This is a genomic window from Citrobacter sp. KH_055_1, assembly GCF_057838705.1.
Genome location: NZ_CM174473.1, coordinates 928,457 through 945,585 on the forward strand (window position 1 = coordinate 928,457; position 17,129 = coordinate 945,585).

Annotated in this window: 19 protein-coding genes; 15 read left to right on the forward strand and 4 right to left on the reverse strand. The window is 53.8% G+C overall.

Annotated features, from left to right (window positions below; translation table 11 throughout):
* Positions 1–129 precede the first annotated feature (129 nt).
* The 12 genes from cysD to rpoS all read left to right on the forward strand — a co-directional run bounded on the left by cysD (position 130) and on the right by rpoS (position 10,050).
* The gene (gene cysD, locus AC3ITF_RS04470) at positions 130–1,038 is read left to right on the forward strand and encodes a sulfate adenylyltransferase subunit CysD (RefSeq protein WP_003034152.1); all 909 of its coding nucleotides are present in this window, start codon (positions 130–132) and stop codon (positions 1,036–1,038) included.
* A 9-nt stretch (positions 1,039–1,047) separates the two neighbouring features.
* Entirely contained in the window at positions 1,048–2,475 is a 1,428-nt protein-coding gene (gene cysN / locus AC3ITF_RS04475) for a sulfate adenylyltransferase subunit CysN (protein ID WP_146716651.1), read from the forward strand.
* Positions 2,475–3,080 (forward strand): adenylyl-sulfate kinase, encoded by a 606-nt coding sequence (cysC, locus tag AC3ITF_RS04480; RefSeq protein WP_115257610.1) that lies wholly within the window; start codon positions 2,475–2,477, stop codon positions 3,078–3,080. The genes cysN and cysC overlap by 1 nt, the downstream gene beginning before the upstream one ends.
* Positions 3,081–3,129: 49 nt before the next feature.
* Positions 3,130–3,453: a DUF3561 family protein gene (locus AC3ITF_RS04485; protein ID WP_117343149.1), complete on the forward strand. Its 324-nt coding sequence runs from the start codon at positions 3,130–3,132 to the stop codon at positions 3,451–3,453.
* Positions 3,454–3,672: 219 nt separating this feature from the next.
* On the forward strand, positions 3,673–3,984 hold the full coding sequence (gene ftsB / locus AC3ITF_RS04490) for a cell division protein FtsB (RefSeq protein WP_003034163.1): 312 nt from the start codon (positions 3,673–3,675) through the stop codon (positions 3,982–3,984).
* 18 nt (positions 3,985–4,002) lie between these two features.
* A complete protein-coding gene (ispD, locus tag AC3ITF_RS04495) occupies positions 4,003–4,698 on the forward strand; it encodes a 2-C-methyl-D-erythritol 4-phosphate cytidylyltransferase (protein ID WP_489176167.1) in 696 nt (231 codons plus the stop codon).
* 139 nt (positions 4,699–4,837) lie between these two features.
* The gene (ispF, locus tag AC3ITF_RS04500; RefSeq protein WP_003034167.1) at positions 4,838–5,317 is read left to right on the forward strand and encodes a 2-C-methyl-D-erythritol 2,4-cyclodiphosphate synthase; all 480 of its coding nucleotides are present in this window, start codon (positions 4,838–4,840) and stop codon (positions 5,315–5,317) included.
* Complete coding sequence (truD, locus tag AC3ITF_RS04505; protein WP_115257612.1) at positions 5,314–6,363, forward strand: tRNA pseudouridine(13) synthase TruD; 1,050 nt, start codon at positions 5,314–5,316, stop codon at positions 6,361–6,363. The genes ispF and truD overlap by 4 nt, the downstream gene beginning before the upstream one ends.
* Positions 6,344–7,105 (forward strand): 5'/3'-nucleotidase SurE, encoded by a 762-nt coding sequence (gene surE, locus AC3ITF_RS04510; protein WP_096755922.1) that lies wholly within the window; start codon positions 6,344–6,346, stop codon positions 7,103–7,105. The genes truD and surE overlap by 20 nt, the downstream gene beginning before the upstream one ends.
* Positions 7,099–7,725, forward strand: coding sequence for a protein-L-isoaspartate O-methyltransferase (pcm, locus tag AC3ITF_RS04515; RefSeq protein WP_096755923.1), 627 nt, complete (start codon positions 7,099–7,101; stop codon positions 7,723–7,725). Before surE ends, pcm begins: the two co-directional genes overlap by 7 nt.
* A gap of 186 nt (positions 7,726–7,911) precedes the next feature.
* Positions 7,912–8,994: a murein hydrolase activator NlpD gene (gene nlpD / locus AC3ITF_RS04520; RefSeq protein WP_310471111.1), complete on the forward strand. Its 1,083-nt coding sequence runs from the start codon at positions 7,912–7,914 to the stop codon at positions 8,992–8,994.
* A gap of 63 nt (positions 8,995–9,057) precedes the next feature.
* Complete coding sequence (rpoS, locus tag AC3ITF_RS04525; RefSeq protein WP_000081498.1) at positions 9,058–10,050, forward strand: RNA polymerase sigma factor RpoS; 993 nt, start codon at positions 9,058–9,060, stop codon at positions 10,048–10,050.
* A 72-nt stretch (positions 10,051–10,122) separates the two neighbouring features.
* Here rpoS and AC3ITF_RS04530 read toward each other — a convergent pair whose 3' ends face one another.
* Positions 10,123–10,527 carry a MarR family winged helix-turn-helix transcriptional regulator gene (locus AC3ITF_RS04530; RefSeq protein WP_117343152.1) on the reverse strand — a complete coding sequence of 135 codons (405 nt, stop codon included), beginning with the start codon at positions 10,525–10,527 and terminating at the stop codon, positions 10,123–10,125.
* Between the two features lie 160 nt (positions 10,528–10,687).
* Between AC3ITF_RS04530 and AC3ITF_RS04535 the strand changes: the two genes are divergently transcribed.
* The 3 genes from AC3ITF_RS04535 to AC3ITF_RS04545 are packed head-to-tail and all read left to right on the forward strand — an operon-like array spanning position 10,688 to position 12,955.
* Positions 10,688–11,281 (forward strand): non-oxidative hydroxyarylic acid decarboxylases subunit B, encoded by a 594-nt coding sequence (locus AC3ITF_RS04535; RefSeq protein ID WP_117343153.1) that lies wholly within the window; start codon positions 10,688–10,690, stop codon positions 11,279–11,281.
* Positions 11,281–12,708 (forward strand): non-oxidative hydroxyarylic acid decarboxylases subunit C, encoded by a 1,428-nt coding sequence (locus tag AC3ITF_RS04540; protein ID WP_117343154.1) that lies wholly within the window; start codon positions 11,281–11,283, stop codon positions 12,706–12,708. Before AC3ITF_RS04535 ends, AC3ITF_RS04540 begins: the two co-directional genes overlap by 1 nt.
* A gap of 10 nt (positions 12,709–12,718) precedes the next feature.
* Positions 12,719–12,955 (forward strand): non-oxidative hydroxyarylic acid decarboxylases subunit D, encoded by a 237-nt coding sequence (locus AC3ITF_RS04545; protein ID WP_096755928.1) that lies wholly within the window; start codon positions 12,719–12,721, stop codon positions 12,953–12,955.
* Positions 12,956–13,048: 93 nt separating this feature from the next.
* Here AC3ITF_RS04545 and mutS read toward each other — a convergent pair whose 3' ends face one another.
* The 3 genes from mutS to AC3ITF_RS04560 form a co-directional block, all read right to left on the reverse strand.
* Positions 13,049–15,616: a DNA mismatch repair protein MutS gene (mutS, locus tag AC3ITF_RS04550; protein WP_489176168.1), complete on the reverse strand. Its 2,568-nt coding sequence runs from the start codon at positions 15,614–15,616 to the stop codon at positions 13,049–13,051.
* A gap of 206 nt (positions 15,617–15,822) precedes the next feature.
* Complete coding sequence (locus AC3ITF_RS04555; protein WP_117343157.1) at positions 15,823–16,341, reverse strand: hypothetical protein; 519 nt, start codon at positions 16,339–16,341, stop codon at positions 15,823–15,825.
* The gene (locus AC3ITF_RS04560; protein ID WP_174361387.1) at positions 16,341–17,129 is read right to left on the reverse strand and encodes a winged helix-turn-helix domain-containing protein; all 789 of its coding nucleotides are present in this window, start codon (positions 17,127–17,129) and stop codon (positions 16,341–16,343) included. The genes AC3ITF_RS04555 and AC3ITF_RS04560 overlap by 1 nt, the downstream gene beginning before the upstream one ends.

The following is a 17,129-nucleotide window of genomic DNA, read 5'->3' on the forward strand; positions in this document are numbered from 1 at the left end:
TTTTCCAGATCGTTATTCCTTTGAGGAACTACTCATTCCAATTCGTAATTTCATTCGTTCTCTTGCCCTCCCTATAGTCGAGTTATCTGAGCATCGTTAGAACAATAACGGCATTACATAGGAACGGTTATGGATCAAAAACGACTTACCCACCTGCGGCAACTGGAAGCGGAAAGCATCCATATTATTCGTGAGGTGGCCGCCGAGTTTTCTAATCCGGTGATGATGTATTCCATCGGCAAAGACTCCAGCGTAATGCTGCATCTGGCGCGCAAAGCGTTTTATCCCGGCACGCTGCCGTTCCCGTTGCTACATGTGGACACCGGCTGGAAATTCAGCGAGATGTATGAATTCCGTGACCGTACAGCCAAGGCCTACGGCTGTGAGTTGTTGGTGCATAAAAACCCGGAAGGGGTGGCGATGGGGATTAACCCGTTTGTCCACGGCAGCGCCAAGCATACCGACATCATGAAAACCGAAGGGCTGAAGCAGGCGCTGAACAAATACGGCTTTGACGCCGCGTTCGGTGGTGCCCGCCGCGATGAAGAGAAATCGCGTGCCAAAGAGCGAATTTATTCCTTCCGCGATCGTTTTCATCGCTGGGACCCGAAAAACCAGCGTCCGGAACTGTGGCACAACTACAACGGGCAGATTAACAAAGGCGAAAGCATTCGCGTGTTCCCGCTTTCGAACTGGACTGAACAGGATATCTGGCAGTACATCTGGTTGGAAAATATCGACATTGTACCGCTGTACCTGGCCGCGGAGCGCCCGGTGCTGGAACGTGATGGCATGCTGATGATGATCGATGACGACAGGATCGATCTGCAACCCGGTGAGGTTATCAAAAAACGCATGGTGCGTTTCCGCACGCTTGGCTGCTGGCCGCTTACCGGCGCCGTGGAGTCAAACGCGCAGACGCTGCCGGAAATTATCGAAGAAATGCTGGTCTCAACCACCAGTGAACGTCAGGGCCGCGTGATTGACCGCGACCAGGCGGGCTCCATGGAGCTGAAGAAACGTCAGGGGTATTTCTAAGGAGCCGCCATGAACACGACACTTGCACAACAAATTGCTAATGAAGGCGGCGTTGAAGCCTGGATGGTTGCCCAGCAACACAAAAGCCTGCTGCGCTTTTTAACCTGCGGCAGCGTGGATGACGGGAAAAGCACGCTGATTGGCCGCCTGCTGCACGACACGCGCCAGATTTACGAAGATCAGCTCTCAACGCTGCATAACGACAGCAAACGTCATGGTACCCAGGGTGAGAAACTGGATCTGGCGCTGCTGGTTGACGGGTTACAGGCCGAGCGTGAGCAGGGGATCACCATCGACGTGGCCTACCGCTATTTCTCCACGGAGAAACGCAAATTTATTATTGCCGATACGCCAGGGCATGAGCAGTACACCCGGAACATGGCCACCGGTGCGTCCACATGCGATCTGGCGATCCTGCTGATTGATGCACGTAAAGGTGTGCTGGACCAGACTCGCCGCCACAGTTTTATCTCCACGCTGTTGGGGATCAAACATCTGGTGGTGGCGATCAATAAAATGGATCTGGTGAGCTTCAGCGAAGAAACATTTACCCGCATTCGCGAAGATTATCTGACCTTTGCCGAACAGTTGCCGGGCAATCTGGATATTCGCTTTGTGCCGCTTTCTGCGCTGGAAGGCGACAACGTGGCCTCCCAGAGTAAAAACATGCCATGGTATAGCGGCCCGACGCTGCTGGAGGTACTGGAAACGGTAGAGATCCAGCGGGCTGTTGATGCCCAACCGATGCGCTTCCCGGTACAGTATGTGAATCGCCCGAACCTGGATTTTCGTGGTTATGCCGGAACTCTTGCCTCCGGTCGCGTAACGGTAGGCCAGCGAATCAAAGTGCTGCCGTCTGGCGTTGAATCAAGCGTCGCGCGGATCGTCACCTTTGACGGCGACCTCCAGGAAGCGCATGCGGGCGAAGCGATTACTCTGGTACTGAAAGATGAAATCGACATCAGCCGTGGCGACCTGTTGCTGGATGCTCGCGAAGTGTTGCCTGCGGTACAGCATGCTGCCGTTGACGTGGTATGGATGGCGGAACAACCGCTGTCGGAAGGTCAGAGCTATGACATCAAAGTCGCGGGCAAAAAGACGCGTGCCCGCGTAGATAACGTGCAGTATCAGGTTGATATCAATAACCTGACTCAGCGTGAGGTCGACGCGTTGCCGCTGAATGGTATTGGCCTGGTTAATTTGACGTTTGATGAACCGCTGGTACTGGATACCTATCAGCATAACCCAGTGACGGGCGGCCTGATTATTATTGACCGCCTGACCAACGTCACCGTGGGGGCGGGCCTGATCCGCGAACCCATCGAGCAGCAACAGGCCACGACATCCCCGTTCAGCGCGTTTGAACTGGAACTGAATGCACTGGTGCGTCGTCACTTCCCGCACTGGAATGCCCGCGATTTGCTGGGAGGAAAGTAATGGCGCAGCATGACGAAAACGTCGTCTGGCATGCCCATCCCGTTACGCCGCAACAGCGAGAGCAACGCCACGGTCACCGTGGTGTTGTGCTGTGGTTTACCGGGCTCTCCGGCTCGGGTAAATCGACGGTGGCAGGGGCGCTGGAAGAAGCACTATACAATCTGGGCGTCAGTACCTATCTGCTGGATGGCGACAACGTGCGCCATGGCCTGTGCAGCGATCTGGGTTTTAGCGACGCCGATCGCAAAGAGAATATCCGGCGGGTGGGGGAAGTCGCTAGCCTGATGGTGGATGCCGGGCTGGTGGTGCTGACGGCATTTATCTCCCCGCATCGCGCTGAGCGGCAAATGGTCCGCGAGCGCGTCGGCGAGGGGCGTTTTATCGAGGTGTTTGTCGATACGCCGCTGGCGACATGCGAAGCCCGCGATCCGAAAGGGCTGTATAAAAAAGCGCGAGCGGGTGAACTGCGCAATTTCACCGGAATTGACGCGGTGTACGAAGCGCCTGAATCGCCAGAGATTCACCTTGATGGTGAACAATTGGTAACAAATTTGGTTCCTCAATTATTAGACCTGCTGAGGCAGCAAGATATTATCAGATCCTGAGACATCCCCGAGCTTATCGGCTCGGTCAGTCAAGGTCACAGGATTAGCTATGCGTAACAGCCATAACATTACTATTGCAGAGTCAGACACCTTCAATGCCGACGACGAAACCATCTGGTCACTACCGGGGGCCGTGGTCGGTTTTGTGGCGTGGTTGCTGGCGCTGGGCATTCCATGTCTTATGTATGGCCCTAACACGCTGTTTTTCTTCCTCTATACCTGGCCGTTTTTCCTTGCATTGCTGCCTGTCGCGATTGTGGCGGGAATCGCCCTGCACTCGTTATTGAAGGGACGACTGTTCCTGAGCATGACGTGTACCCTGCTGACGGTGGGGCTGATGTTCGGGGCATTGTTTATGTGGCTGCTGGGCTAGGCTATCTCCCTTCTCTTTATATGGCTACTGAGGCTGAAACGCGGACTGGTCATAATTCAAACCGTAACCAACAATGAGATTATGTTCTCCTTACACGGGGTATACGTAACAACGAGCAAATGTGGTACATTTGCCCGCGTTGTCGCGGTATTCCCGCCTGTAGACGGAGAGTCGTCTGCGGATGTTTTGGGATGATGATGCCGTTTTTCAGGGGGCAGGATGGGTAAACTAACGCTGCTGTTGCTGGCTTTATTGGTCTGGCTTCAGTATTCGCTGTGGTTCGGTAAGAACGGCATACATGACTATAGCCGCGTCAACGATGATGTGGCTGCGCAGCAAGCGACAAATGCGAAACTTAAAGCGCGTAACGATCAGCTGTTTGCCGAAATTGACGATCTCAATGGCGGTCAGGAAGCGATTGAAGAGCGTGCGCGCAACGAACTCAGCATGACCAAGCCGGGCGAAACCTTTTACCGTCTGGTGCCTGACGCGTCTAAACGCGCTCAGACTGCAGGGCAAAACAATCGATAAACCAGCCAAGGATTTAACATGGCAGCCACTTTATTGGACGTTTGCGCCGTGGTACCGGCTGCCGGATTTGGCCGCCGAATGCAATCGGAGTGTCCTAAGCAGTATCTCTCCATCGGCAATAAAACCATTCTTGAACACTCGGTTGCTGCGCTACTGGCGCATCCCCGGGTGACGCATGTCGTCATTGCTATCAGCCCTGGCGACAGCCGCTTTGCAGAACTTCCTCTGGCAGCGCACCCGCAAATCACCGTGGTGGATGGCGGGAATGAGCGCGCCGATTCAGTGCTGGCCGGTTTGCAGGCCACCGGAAATGCCCGTTGGGTGCTGGTGCATGATGCAGCCAGACCGTGCCTGCATCAGGACGATTTATCTCGTTTACTGGCGATAAGCGAAACCAATCGTACAGGTGGGATCCTTGCCGCACCGGTGCGCGATACCATGAAACGCGCGGAACCGGGCAAAACTGACATTGCCCATACGGTCGAACGCACTGACTTATGGCACGCGTTGACGCCGCAGTTTTTCCCCCGCGAGTTATTACACCACTGCCTGGCCCGAGCACTCAACGAAGGCGCGACCATTACTGATGAGGCCTCGGCGCTGGAATATTGCGGCTTTCATCCACAGCTTGTCGAAGGACGCGCTGATAATATTAAAGTTACTCGTCCGGAAGATCTGGCGCTTGCGGAATTTTATCTGACCCGAAGAATCTAGACACAAAATCATTCAAGCTGCATCGAGGCGGCTACTGAGTGAATCCCCAGGAGCTTACATAAGTAAGTGACTGGGGTGAACAAAGGCAGCCAACAAAGAGGCCGCTTGAAGGATGATGTGTATATCAGGAGAATGCATAATGCGAATTGGACACGGTTTTGATGTACACGCCTTTGGCGGCGTAGGCCCAATTATCATTGGTGGCGTGCGCATCCCGTACGAAAAGGGGCTGCTGGCGCATTCTGATGGCGACGTCGCGTTACATGCGCTGACTGATGCGCTACTGGGCGCGGCAGCGCTGGGCGATATCGGTAAACTGTTCCCGGACACCGATCCGGCCTTTAAAGGGGCAGATAGCCGCGAATTATTACGTGAAGCCTGGCGTCGTATTCAGGCCAAAGGCTACACGCTCGGCAATGTGGATGTGACCATTATTGCGCAGGCACCGAAGATGCTGCCGCACATTCCACAAATGCGCGTGTTTATTGCCGAAGATCTTGGCTGTCATATGGATGATGTTAACGTGAAAGCGACCACCACGGAGAAACTCGGTTTTACCGGGCGTGGGGAAGGGATTGCCTGTGAAGCGGTGGCGTTACTCATAAAGGCTACAAAATGACAGAGTTTGAAAATCTGACGTATCTCCACGGTAAACCGCAGGGCCGTGGCGTATTGAAGGCGAATCCAGAAGACTTTGTGGTGGTCGAAGATTTAGGCTTTGAACCGGACGGAGAAGGCGAACACGTTCTGGTACGCATCCTGAAGAACGGCTGTAACACTCGTTTTGTCGCCGATGCACTGGCAAAGTTTTTGAAAATTCATGCCCGTGAAGTCAGCTTCGCCGGGCAGAAAGATAAGCATGCGGTCACTGAGCAGTGGCTGTGCGCGCGCGTGCCGGGCAATGTCATGCCTGATTTAAGCAAATTTGAGCTTGAAGGCTGTAAAGTGCTGGAGTACGCCCGTCACAAGCGTAAGCTGCGTTTAGGTGCCTTGAAAGGTAACGGCTTTACGGTGGTGCTGCGTGAAGTCAGCGATCGCGCTGACGTTGAAGCACGTTTGCAGGCTATTCTCGAGCGCGGCGTACCGAACTATTTTGGTGCCCAACGTTTTGGCATCGCCGGCAGTAACCTGCAAGGGGCGCTGCGCTGGGCGCAAAGCGATGCACCGGTGCGCGATCGCAATAAACGCAGTTTTTGGTTGTCGGCAGCCCGTAGCGCGTTGTTTAATCAAATAGTCAATGAACGATTGAAAAAAACAGACTTTAATCAAGTTGTTGACGGCGATGCGCTACAATTGTCTGGACGCGGAAGTTGGTTTGTTGCCACTCCTGAAGAACAGGCTGAATTACAGCGTCGCGTTAATGAAAGAGAATTAATGATTACAGCTGCATTACCCGGCTGCGGTGAGTGGGGAACTCAGCGCGATGCGCTGGCGTTTGAACAGGCCGCCATTGCCGATGAAAGCGTGCTGCAGTCTTTATTATTGCGTGAGAAAGTCGACGCATCGCGTCGCGCTATGCTGCTGTACCCACAACAATTAAGCTGGAACTGGTGGGATGACGTAACCGTTGAGTTACGCTTCTGGCTACCGGCAGGTAGCTTTGCCACCAGTGTAGTAAGGGAACTTATTAACACAACGGGTGATTATGCGTATATTGCTGAGTAACGATGATGGGGTCCACGCGCCCGGTATACAAACGCTGGCGAAAGCGCTGCGTGAGTTTGCTGACGTACAGGTAGTTGCCCCGGATCGTAACCGCAGTGGCGCGTCTAACTCGCTGACGCTGGAATCTTCGCTTCGCACCTTCACCTTTGAAAACGGTGATATCGCCGTGCAAATGGGCACGCCTACCGACTGCGTCTATCTGGGCGTAAACGCATTAATGCGTCCGCGCCCGGACATCGTAGTTTCCGGGATTAACGCCGGTCCTAATCTGGGTGACGATGTTATCTATTCTGGAACCGTTGCGGCAGCGATGGAAGGCCGGCACCTGGGCTTTCCCGCGCTGGCGGTCTCACTGGATGGTCATAAACACTACGATACCGCAGCCGCGATTACCTGCCGCATTTTACGTGCGCTGAGCCGCGAACCGCTGCGTACCGGGCGTATTCTGAATATCAACGTCCCGGACTTGCCGCTGGATCAGATTAAAGGTATTCGCGTTACCCGCTGCGGCAGTCGCCATCCGGCGGATCAGGTTATTCCACAGCAGGACCCGCGCGGTAACACGTTGTACTGGATTGGGCCGCCGGGCGAAAAATGCGATGCCGGGCCGGATACGGACTTTGCTGCCGTCGATGAAGGCTATGTTTCTGTCACGCCGCTGCATGTTGATTTAACCGCATACGGCGCGCATCAGGTTGTTTCTGATTGGTTAGACAGCGTGGGAGTCGACACGCAATGGTAAGCAGACGCGTACACACTCTTCTTGAACAATTACGTGCGCAGGGCATCAGAGATGAGCTTGTCCTTGATGCGCTCGCCGCCGTGCCGCGTGAAAAATTCATTGATGAGGCGTTTGAACATAAGGCCTGGGAAAACATCGCCCTGCCCATTGGTCAGGGGCAGACGATTTCGCAGCCTTATATGGTCGCACGTATGACCGAGTTGCTTGAGCTGACGCCACAATCGCGGGTGCTGGAAATCGGCACCGGTTCCGGTTACCAGACAGCGATTCTGGCGCATCTGGTGCAGCATGTGTGTTCTGTCGAGCGCATTAAAGGTTTGCAGTGGCAGGCGCGTCGTCGCCTGAAGCAGCTTGATTTACATAATGTTTCGACCCGTCATGGTGATGGATGGCAAGGCTGGCAGGCACGAGCGCCGTTTGACGCCATCATTGTGACAGCAGCACCGCCGGAAATCCCTACCGCGTTAATGACGCAGTTGGATGAAGGCGGCATTCTCGTCTTACCCGTGGGCGACGAGCACCAGTATTTGAAACGGGTGCGTCGTCGGGGAGGCGAATTTATTATCGATACCGTGGAGGCTGTACGCTTCGTACCCTTAGTTAAAGGGGAGTTAGCGTAGATATAGGTTCTGAATACCTGGAGTTTTCCTGGATATTCTGGAATTAGTAAGCGTATCGTGGTCACGTTTTCCAGTGTCCAGCCCGATGCCTTGCACGGTGATTACGTCACTGGTTGTTAACCAAATTTTCCTGGGGGATAAATGAGCGCGGGAAGCCACAAATTTACCGTTCGCCGCATGGCGGCATTGTCACTGGTTTCGTTATGGCTGGCAGGCTGTTCTAACACCTCGAATCCGCCTGCGCCGGTCAACTCTGTTGATGGCGGTGCGCCAACGAACACCAATTCTGGCATGCTAATCACGCCTCCACCTAAAATGGGCACGACGGCGACTGCACAGCAAACGCCGCAGATCCAACCGGTGCAGCGTCCAACCACGCAGTCAACACAAATTCAGCCCGTTGCTGAACAGCCAGTGCAGACGGAAAACGGACGCATTGTGTACAACCGTAAGTATGGGAACATTCCGAAAGGGAGCTATACCGGCGGCAGCACCTATACAGTTAAGAAAGGTGACACACTTTTCTATATTGCCTGGATAACCGGGAACGATTTCCGTGACCTCGCACAACGCAATAACGTTCCGGCCCCGTATGGCCTGAATGTGGGACAAACTCTGCAAGTGGGCAACGCATCGGGTGCGCCGATTACCGGCGGCAATGCCATCACCCAGGCGGATGCAGCACAGCAAGGAGTTGTGACCAACCCTGCACAAAATTCCACCGTCGCTGTTGCTTCGAAACCAACAATTACGTATTCTGAGGATTCAGGTGAACAAAGTGCTAACAAAATGTTGCCGAACAACAAGCCTGCTGGGACAGTTGTCACAGCGCCAGTAACGGCACCAGCAGTTAGCGCAACCGAATCGACTGCAAGCTCAACGTCTACCAGTGCGCCAATCTCCACCTGGCGTTGGCCGACTGACGGTAAAGTGATTGAAAACTTTGCGGCTACCGAAGGTGGCAATAAAGGGATCGACATTGCAGGCAGTAAGGGACAGGCTATTGTCGCGACCGCAGATGGACGCGTCGTATATGCCGGTAACGCACTGCGCGGTTACGGTAATCTTATTATCATCAAACACAACGATGATTACCTGAGTGCCTACGCCCATAACGATACAATGCTGGTTCGGGAGCAACAAGAAATCAAGGCGGGGCAGAAAATAGCTACCATGGGTAGCACCGGAACCAGCTCTACACGCTTGCATTTTGAAATTCGTTACAAGGGGAAATCCGTAAACCCGCTGCGCTATTTACCGCAGCGATAATTCGGCGGAACCAGGCTTTCACTTGCTTGTTCCGTTTAGGGATCACGGGTAGGAGCCACCTTTATGAGTCAGAATACGCTGAAAGTTCATGATTTAAATGAAGACGCGGAATTTGATGAGAACGGAGTAGAGGCTTTTGATGAAAAAGCCTTGAGTGAAGAGGAACCCAGTGATAACGACTTGGCTGAAGAGGAGCTGTTATCGCAAGGGGCCACACAGCGTGTGTTGGACGCGACTCAGCTTTACCTTGGTGAGATTGGTTATTCGCCACTGTTAACAGCCGAAGAAGAAGTGTATTTCGCGCGTCGCGCATTGCGTGGAGATGTAGCCTCTCGCCGTCGCATGATTGAAAGTAACCTGCGTCTGGTGGTTAAAATTGCCCGTCGTTATGGCAATCGTGGTCTGGCATTGCTGGATCTGATTGAAGAGGGCAATCTGGGGCTTATCCGTGCCGTCGAGAAGTTTGACCCGGAGCGCGGGTTCCGCTTCTCAACATACGCAACCTGGTGGATCCGCCAGACGATCGAACGGGCGATTATGAACCAAACCCGTACGATCCGACTGCCGATCCATATAGTAAAAGAGCTGAACGTCTATCTGCGTACCGCGCGTGAGTTGTCGCATAAACTGGACCACGAACCGAGCGCAGAAGAGATTGCTGAACAACTGGATAAACCGGTTGATGACGTCAGCCGTATGCTCCGACTCAACGAGCGCATTACCTCGGTAGACACCCCGCTGGGTGGCGATTCCGAAAAAGCGTTGCTGGATATTCTGGCCGACGAAAAGGAAAACGGTCCGGAAGACACCACGCAAGACGATGATATGAAACAGAGCATCGTCAAATGGCTGTTCGAACTGAACGCCAAACAGCGTGAAGTGCTGGCACGTCGTTTCGGTCTGCTAGGGTATGAAGCTGCGACACTGGAAGATGTGGGCCGTGAAATTGGTCTCACTCGTGAACGTGTTCGTCAGATTCAGGTTGAAGGTCTGCGTCGTCTGCGTGAAATCCTGCAGACACAGGGACTGAATATCGAAGCGCTGTTCCGCGAGTAAGCACAGTTCTATCAAGAAAGGCCAGTCTCAGTGAGGCTGGCCTTTTTCTTGGTTTATTGCCATCCGGCAGAATTACCCCATCATCTTGCGTACCAGTTGCGTGAACTGTTCACGCTCTTCCTCGCTCAACCTGCCCAGAAACTCATCATCAACGCTATCGCCCAGCGGCGCTGCGCTTGCCAGTAGTGCCTCACCTTGCTCAGTCAAATAGACAAACCGACGACGCTTATCCGCCGGGAAGTGTTCACGCCTGACCAGCTCACGCTTTTCCATACGGCTCAGCAGCTCGGCAAGCGTGGCCTTGGTGCAGACCGCGGCTTCGGTGAGAGCAACCTGTTCAATGCCGGGATGCTCGGCAATAGCGCGCATCACTGCGTACTGCGGCTTGGTGAGCTCCGGTAATTCGTGTTGCCAGCGTGACGTATGCTGCTGAAAAAGCTGACGTAACAGGTGAAAGGCTTTATTTCGTAACGGCATAGGGACTCCGGGATCGCGGTCGGCTTCTATCATAGCGGGTAATGCGCCATTTTTTAACGATCGTTTCTTTAGCTATCTGTGCGAGTCACCCTTGCCTGAAATGTATCGAGAGCGTATTTTAGCTAAAATGTTCGTACACGAACAAATATTGAGGGGCTGAATGAGACTGATCGTAGGGATGACCGGTGCAACGGGAGCACCGCTTGGTGTGTCGCTGCTACAGGCGCTGCGGGAAATGCCGGAGGTGGAAACACATCTGGTGCTGTCGAAGTGGGCGAAAACCACGATTGAACTGGAAACGCCTTATAGCGTCCGCGAGGTGTCTGCGCTGGCGGATTATTGCCACAACCCGGCGGACCAGGCGGCGACGATCTCTTCCGGCTCATTTCACACCAACGGCATGATTATTATCCCCTGCAGCATGAAAACGCTGGCCGGAATTCGCGCAGGCTATGCCGAAGGGCTGGTGGGCCGTGCTGCCGACGTGGTGCTGAAGGAAGGTCGCAAACTGGTGCTGGTGCCGCGTGAAATGCCGCTGAGTACCCTCCATCTGGAGAATATGCTCGCACTTTCCCGCATGGGCGTCGCGATGGTGCCGCCGATGCCCGCGTTTTATAACCATCCCCAAACGATCGACGACATCACGCAGCACATTGTGGCGCGCGTCCTCGATCAGTTTGGTCTGGAACATCCGAACGCCCGTCGCTGGCAGGGTTTACGACCGGCGCAGAATTTTTCACAGGAGAATGAATAATGGCATTTGATGATTTGCGCGGTTTCTTGCAGGCGCTGGACGACCAGGGGCAATTGCTGAAAATCAGCGAAGAGGTGAACGCTGAGCCGGATCTGGCCGCGGCCGCTAATGCGACCGGGCGTATCGGCGACGGCGCACCGGCGCTGTGGTTTGACAATATTCGTGGCTTTACCGACGCCCGTGTGGCGATGAACACCATCGGCTCATGGCAAAACCATGCCATTTCGATGGGGCTGCCGATCAATACGCCGGTCAGAAAACAGATTGATGAGTTTATCCGACGCTGGGATAAATTTCCGATTGCCCCGGAGCGCCGTGCGAACCCGGCATGGGCTGAGAATACTGTCGACGGCGAAGACATTAATCTGTTCGACATTCTGCCGTTGTTTCGTTTGAACGACGGCGACGGGGGCTTCTATCTCGACAAAGCCTGCGTGGTGTCGCGCGATCCGCTGGATCCGGATAACTTCGGCAAGCAAAACGTCGGCATCTACCGCATGGAAGTGAAGGGCAAACGTAAGCTTGGCCTACAGCCGGTTCCGATGCATGACATCGCGCTGCATCTGCATAAAGCCGAAGAACGCGGTGAAGATCTGCCGATTGCCATCACCCTGGGTAATGATCCGATCATTACCCTAATGGGCGCTACGCCGCTGAAGTACGATCAGTCTGAATATGAGATGGCGGGTGCGCTGCGTGAAAGCCCATACCCGATCGCCACCGCGCCGCTCACCGGTTTTGACGTGCCGTGGGGTTCTGAGGTGATCCTCGAAGGTGTTATCGAAAGCCGCAAACGTGAAATCGAAGGCCCGTTTGGTGAGTTTACCGGTCACTATTCCGGGGGGCGCAATATGACGGTGGTGCGTATTGATAAAGTCTCTTATCGCACCAAACCGATTTTTGAATCGCTGTATTTGGGTATGCCGTGGACCGAAATCGACTACCTGATGGGGCCTGCGACCTGTGTGCCGTTGTATCAGCAACTGAAAGCGGAATTCCCGGAGGTACAGGCGGTGAATGCCATGTACACCCACGGTCTGCTGGCGATTATCTCGACTAAAAAACGCTATGGCGGCTTTGCCCGGGCGGTCGGCCTGCGGGCGATGACCACCCCGCACGGTCTGGGCTACGTGAAGATGGTGATTATGGTGGATGAGGACGTTGACCCGTTCAACCTGCCGCAGGTGATGTGGGCGCTGTCGTCGAAGGTCAACCCGGCAGGCGATCTGGTGCAGTTACCGAACATGTCGGTGCTGGAGTTGGATCCGGGTTCCAGCCCGGCAGGGATTACCGATAAGCTGATCATTGATGCCACTACCCCGGTTGCACCGGATAACCGTGGTCACTACAGCCAACCGGTATGCGATTTACCGGAAACCAAAGCCTGGGCTGAAAAGCTGACCGCCATGCTGGCCAACCGTAAATAAGGAGTAGCAGATGATTTGTCCACGTTGTGCTGATGAACATATTGAAGTGATGGCAACCTCGCCGGTGAAAGGCGTCTGGACGGTATACCAGTGCCAGCACTGCCTTTACACCTGGCGTGATACCGAGCCGCTACGCCGTACCAGTCGCGAACATTACCCGCAGGCGTTTCGCATGACGCAAAAAGATATCGATGACGCGCCAATGGTGCCGAGCATCCCGCCGCTGCTGGCGGAAGGTAAGCGCTAATCAAAATCCCGGGCGTGGCTTTGCCATGCCCGGCTTGCATATAGCGGTATTTTGTAGGCCCGATGAGCGCAGCGACATCGGGCACAACGAGTGTTACACCAGGCTTTTCAACCGATAAATCCATTCCAGCGCCTGACGCGGCGTCAGGGAATCCGGGTCGAGATTTTCCAGCGCTTCTACAGCGGGAGACGTTTCTTCCGGTACTGAAAGTAGCGACATTTGCGTCCCGTCTACCTGGGTTGCGGCGGCATTTGGCGTAATGCTTTCCAGTTCGCGCAGTTTTTGCCGCGCACGTTTGATGACGTCTTTCGGCACACCGGCCAGCGCAGCGACGGCCAGACCATAGCTTTTGCTTGCCGCACCATCCTGCACACTATGCATAAAGGCAATCGTATCGCCGTGCTCTAATGCGTCCAAATGCACATTGGCAACGCCTTCCATCTTCTCTGCTAACTGAGTCAGTTCAAAGTAGTGGGTTGCGAACAGCGTCAATGCCTTGATTTTATTGGCAAGATTTTCTGCGCACGCCCATGCCAGCGACAGACCGTCATAGGTGGAGGTGCCGCGCCCAATCTCATCCATCAACACCAGGCTGTTCTCGGTGGCGTTATGCAAAATATTGGCGGTTTCGGTCATCTCAACCATAAAGGTCGAACGACCGGACGCCAGGTCATCCGCTGCGCCCACGCGGGTAAAGATGCGATCGATCGGACCTATCTCAACCTTTTGCGCCGGAACATAGCTGCCGATGTAGGCCAGCAGGGCGATCAGTGCGGTCTGGCGCATATAGGTACTTTTACCGCCCATATTCGGCCCGGTGATGATCAACATCCGGCGCTGAGGTGAAAGATTCAGCGGGTTGGCAATAAACGGTTCGGTCAGCACCTGTTCAACCACCGGATGACGGCCTTCGGTAATACGAATGCCGGGTTTGTCGGTGAAGGTCGGGCAGGTGTAATTCAGGGTATAAGCCCGTTCTGCCAGATTGACCAGCACGTCGAGCTCGGCCAGCGCACTGGCGCTCTGCTGTAAATCCGCCAGGTGTGGTAACAGCATGTCGAAGAGTTCGTCGTACAGCTGTTTTTCCAGCGCCAACGCTTTACCCTTCGAGGTCAGGACTTTGTCTTCGTACTCTTTGAGTTCAGGAATGATGTAGCGTTCGGCATTTTTTAGCGTCTGGCGGCGCACGTAGTTAATGGGCGCCAGATGGCTTTGACCGCGGCTGATCTGAATGTAGTAACCGTGTACACCGTTAAATCCAACCTTAAGCGTGTCCAGCCCGGTGCGTTCACGCTCGCGGATCTCCAGTCGGTCAAGATAGTCGGTCGCGCCATCGGCCAGCGCCCGCCACTCGTCCAGTTCATCGTTATAGCCTGGCGCAATGACGCCACCGTCGCGTACCAGTACCGGCGGGGCTTCAACGACGGCGCGTTCCAGCAGTTCACGCAGTTCGCTGAACTCGCCCATTTTCTCGCGCAGCATCTGTACCGGCGCGCTGTCGACACCTTCCAGCTGTGCATGCAGTTCAGGTAATTGCTGAAAGGCGTGGCGCATACGGGCCAGATCGCGTGGACGCGCGGTACGCAGTGCCAGGCGAGCCAGAATACGCTCCAGATCGCCGACCTGACGCAGAACCGGCTGTAATTCGCTGGTGACATCCTGCAGGGCGCCGATCGTCTGCTGACGTTCGGTGAGGATTTTGGTGTCGCGAACCGGCATATGCAGCCAGCGCTTAAGCATACGGCTGCCCATCGGGGTGACGGTGCAGTCGAGCACCGAGGCCAGCGTATTTTCGATACCGCCGGCCAGATTCTGGGTAATCTCCAGATTCCGGCGTGTGGCGGCATCCATAATGATGCTGTCCTGCTGGCGCTCCATGGTGATGGAACGAATATGCGGCAGCGAGGTGCGCTGGGTATCTTTCGCATATTGCAGCAGACAGCCTGCGGCACATAATCCGCGCGGTGCGTTTTCGACACCAAAGCCAATCAGGTCCCGCGTGCCAAACTGTAAGTTAAGCTGCTGGCGGGCGGTATCAATTTCAAATTCCCACAGCGGACGGCGACGCAGTCCGCGACGGCCTTCGATCAGCGAGGTCTCGGCGAAATCTTCGGCATACAGCAGTTCTGCCGGGTTAGTGCGCTGTAATTCTGCCGCCATGGTCTCACGGTCGGCGGGTTCACTGACGCGAAAGCGCCCGGAACTGATGTCTAGCGTGGCATAGCCGTAGCCTTTGCTGTCCTGCCAGATGGCGGCCAGCAGGTTGTCCTGACGCTCCTGCAACAACGCTTCATCGCTGATGGTACCGGGCGTGACGATGCGGACAACTTTGCGCTCAACCGGACCTTTGCTGGTGGCAGGGTCGCCAATTTGTTCGCAAATGGCAACCGACTCCCCCTGATTCACCAGTTTTGCGAGGTAGTTTTCTACCGCGTGGTGGGGAATGCCCGCCATCGGGATCGGTTCGCCCGCGGATGCGCCGCGCTTGGTCAGCGAGATATCCAACAGCTGCGACGCACGTTTGGCATCGTCATAAAACAGTTCGTAAAAGTCGCCCATGCGGTAAAACAGCAGGATCTCCGGGTGCTGAGCCTTCAGCTTAAGATACTGCTGCATCATGGGGGTGTGGTTGGTGAAGTCCGTATCAAGTGACTCTTTCATATTGATTATGCTCGTTTTTTAATATTTTTAGGTACTCGGGCAGTCTCATGTGAACCCCCTGTAGACTCACATAAACCCATAAATTTCACTATCGAAAGCAGCCTGAAGGGCTGCAACGGCAAGCCTCAGTTCAGCCACAATAGAGTATCTTATCACCGACTACCCCAGACATTCACCCGTCACTTTGGCGCAAAAATACGGTGTCACTATTCACTCTCGGGCAAGTCATAATTCTGACAGTACAGGTAGGGGATGCCTTCTTTAGTGATCAGGTAGGTTTCTTTATTCAGCGAGAAAAGATCGACATTAGAGACGCTGGTATTGGTCAGGAAGAAATCGGGCAGGAGTTGCTGGATGATACTGACAGGGGCGGTTTCACGATTTGATATATGGATGTTCTGCGATACCCATACCGGGCTTGAGCCATAGCTGGAGTGGGTAAACAACACCATGCGTTGCACGGTTTGCTCGCTGTTGTTTGCATCTTTGATGATGCCATCAATATTCACAATACCTTTACTGTCCCCACTTTTGATATCGATGATCCCGCGAAACGAGGCAGTATCGCGTACGATCTCGATCGTAGCACGACAGGCTAGATTATGTAGATGGCTATGATTTTTACCCTGCTGCCAAAAACTCACAATACTGATAACCACAAGACAAAGCAGCAGGATAATACCTGTTTGTGTTCTGATTTTGGGCGCGCGGGAAGGTAAGTTCATTAGCTATCGTACCGTGGGTAATAGACCGACTGACAGGTATTCTTCTTCTGCTCTCCGTTTATAGGGGAGCGACACTGGATCACTGACAGTTTTTTGGACTCAGGATACGTCGTTATATAGATAAATTTATTGTCCTGGCACAACCCTGGGTTCTTATCGATAAAAGCAGTGTGTCGGGAGAAATCGCTGGCATCGTTATTAAAATAATACTTACAGTTTGAGTGGGTATTTTGGGTGGCAATATAACCGGAAAAATAATTATCACGGGTGTTCCACGGATACAGTATCAGACCGCAGATGATAATAGTCAGTAAGACCAGTACAGATTCTGTCCTGGTTATCCGTGTTTTATGTGCGGTATTATCTGAAAACTCAGTGAGGTCGGTATTGGGCGGCCAATCTTCTTCTATTGCCGCAGGGCAATTCTCCGGCGTGTCAATTTCCTCAATGCTAAATGTGTCCTGGATGATCAGCCCTTTACGGGTAATGGTTGTGATAAAGGATGCTTCCAGTTCTAACTGAAGTAAACTTTTACGCAGCGAGAGAATACTCTGATAAAAAGCATTGAAGCTTGCCTGACGATGGTTTTCACCCCAGCCAAATTCCAGTAGTTCGTTTTGCGAAACCACTTTTCCGTGATTTTGGATGAGTAATAAAAGACATAATGATGCTGAGTGCTTGAGCTTTATCTGTAGCTCGGGTTGATCCACTCTCGCCAGGCATTGAGTCGCTGGTGTAAAGATGATTTTTCTTTCAATCAGATAACTGATGTTACCAGTCTCAGACAT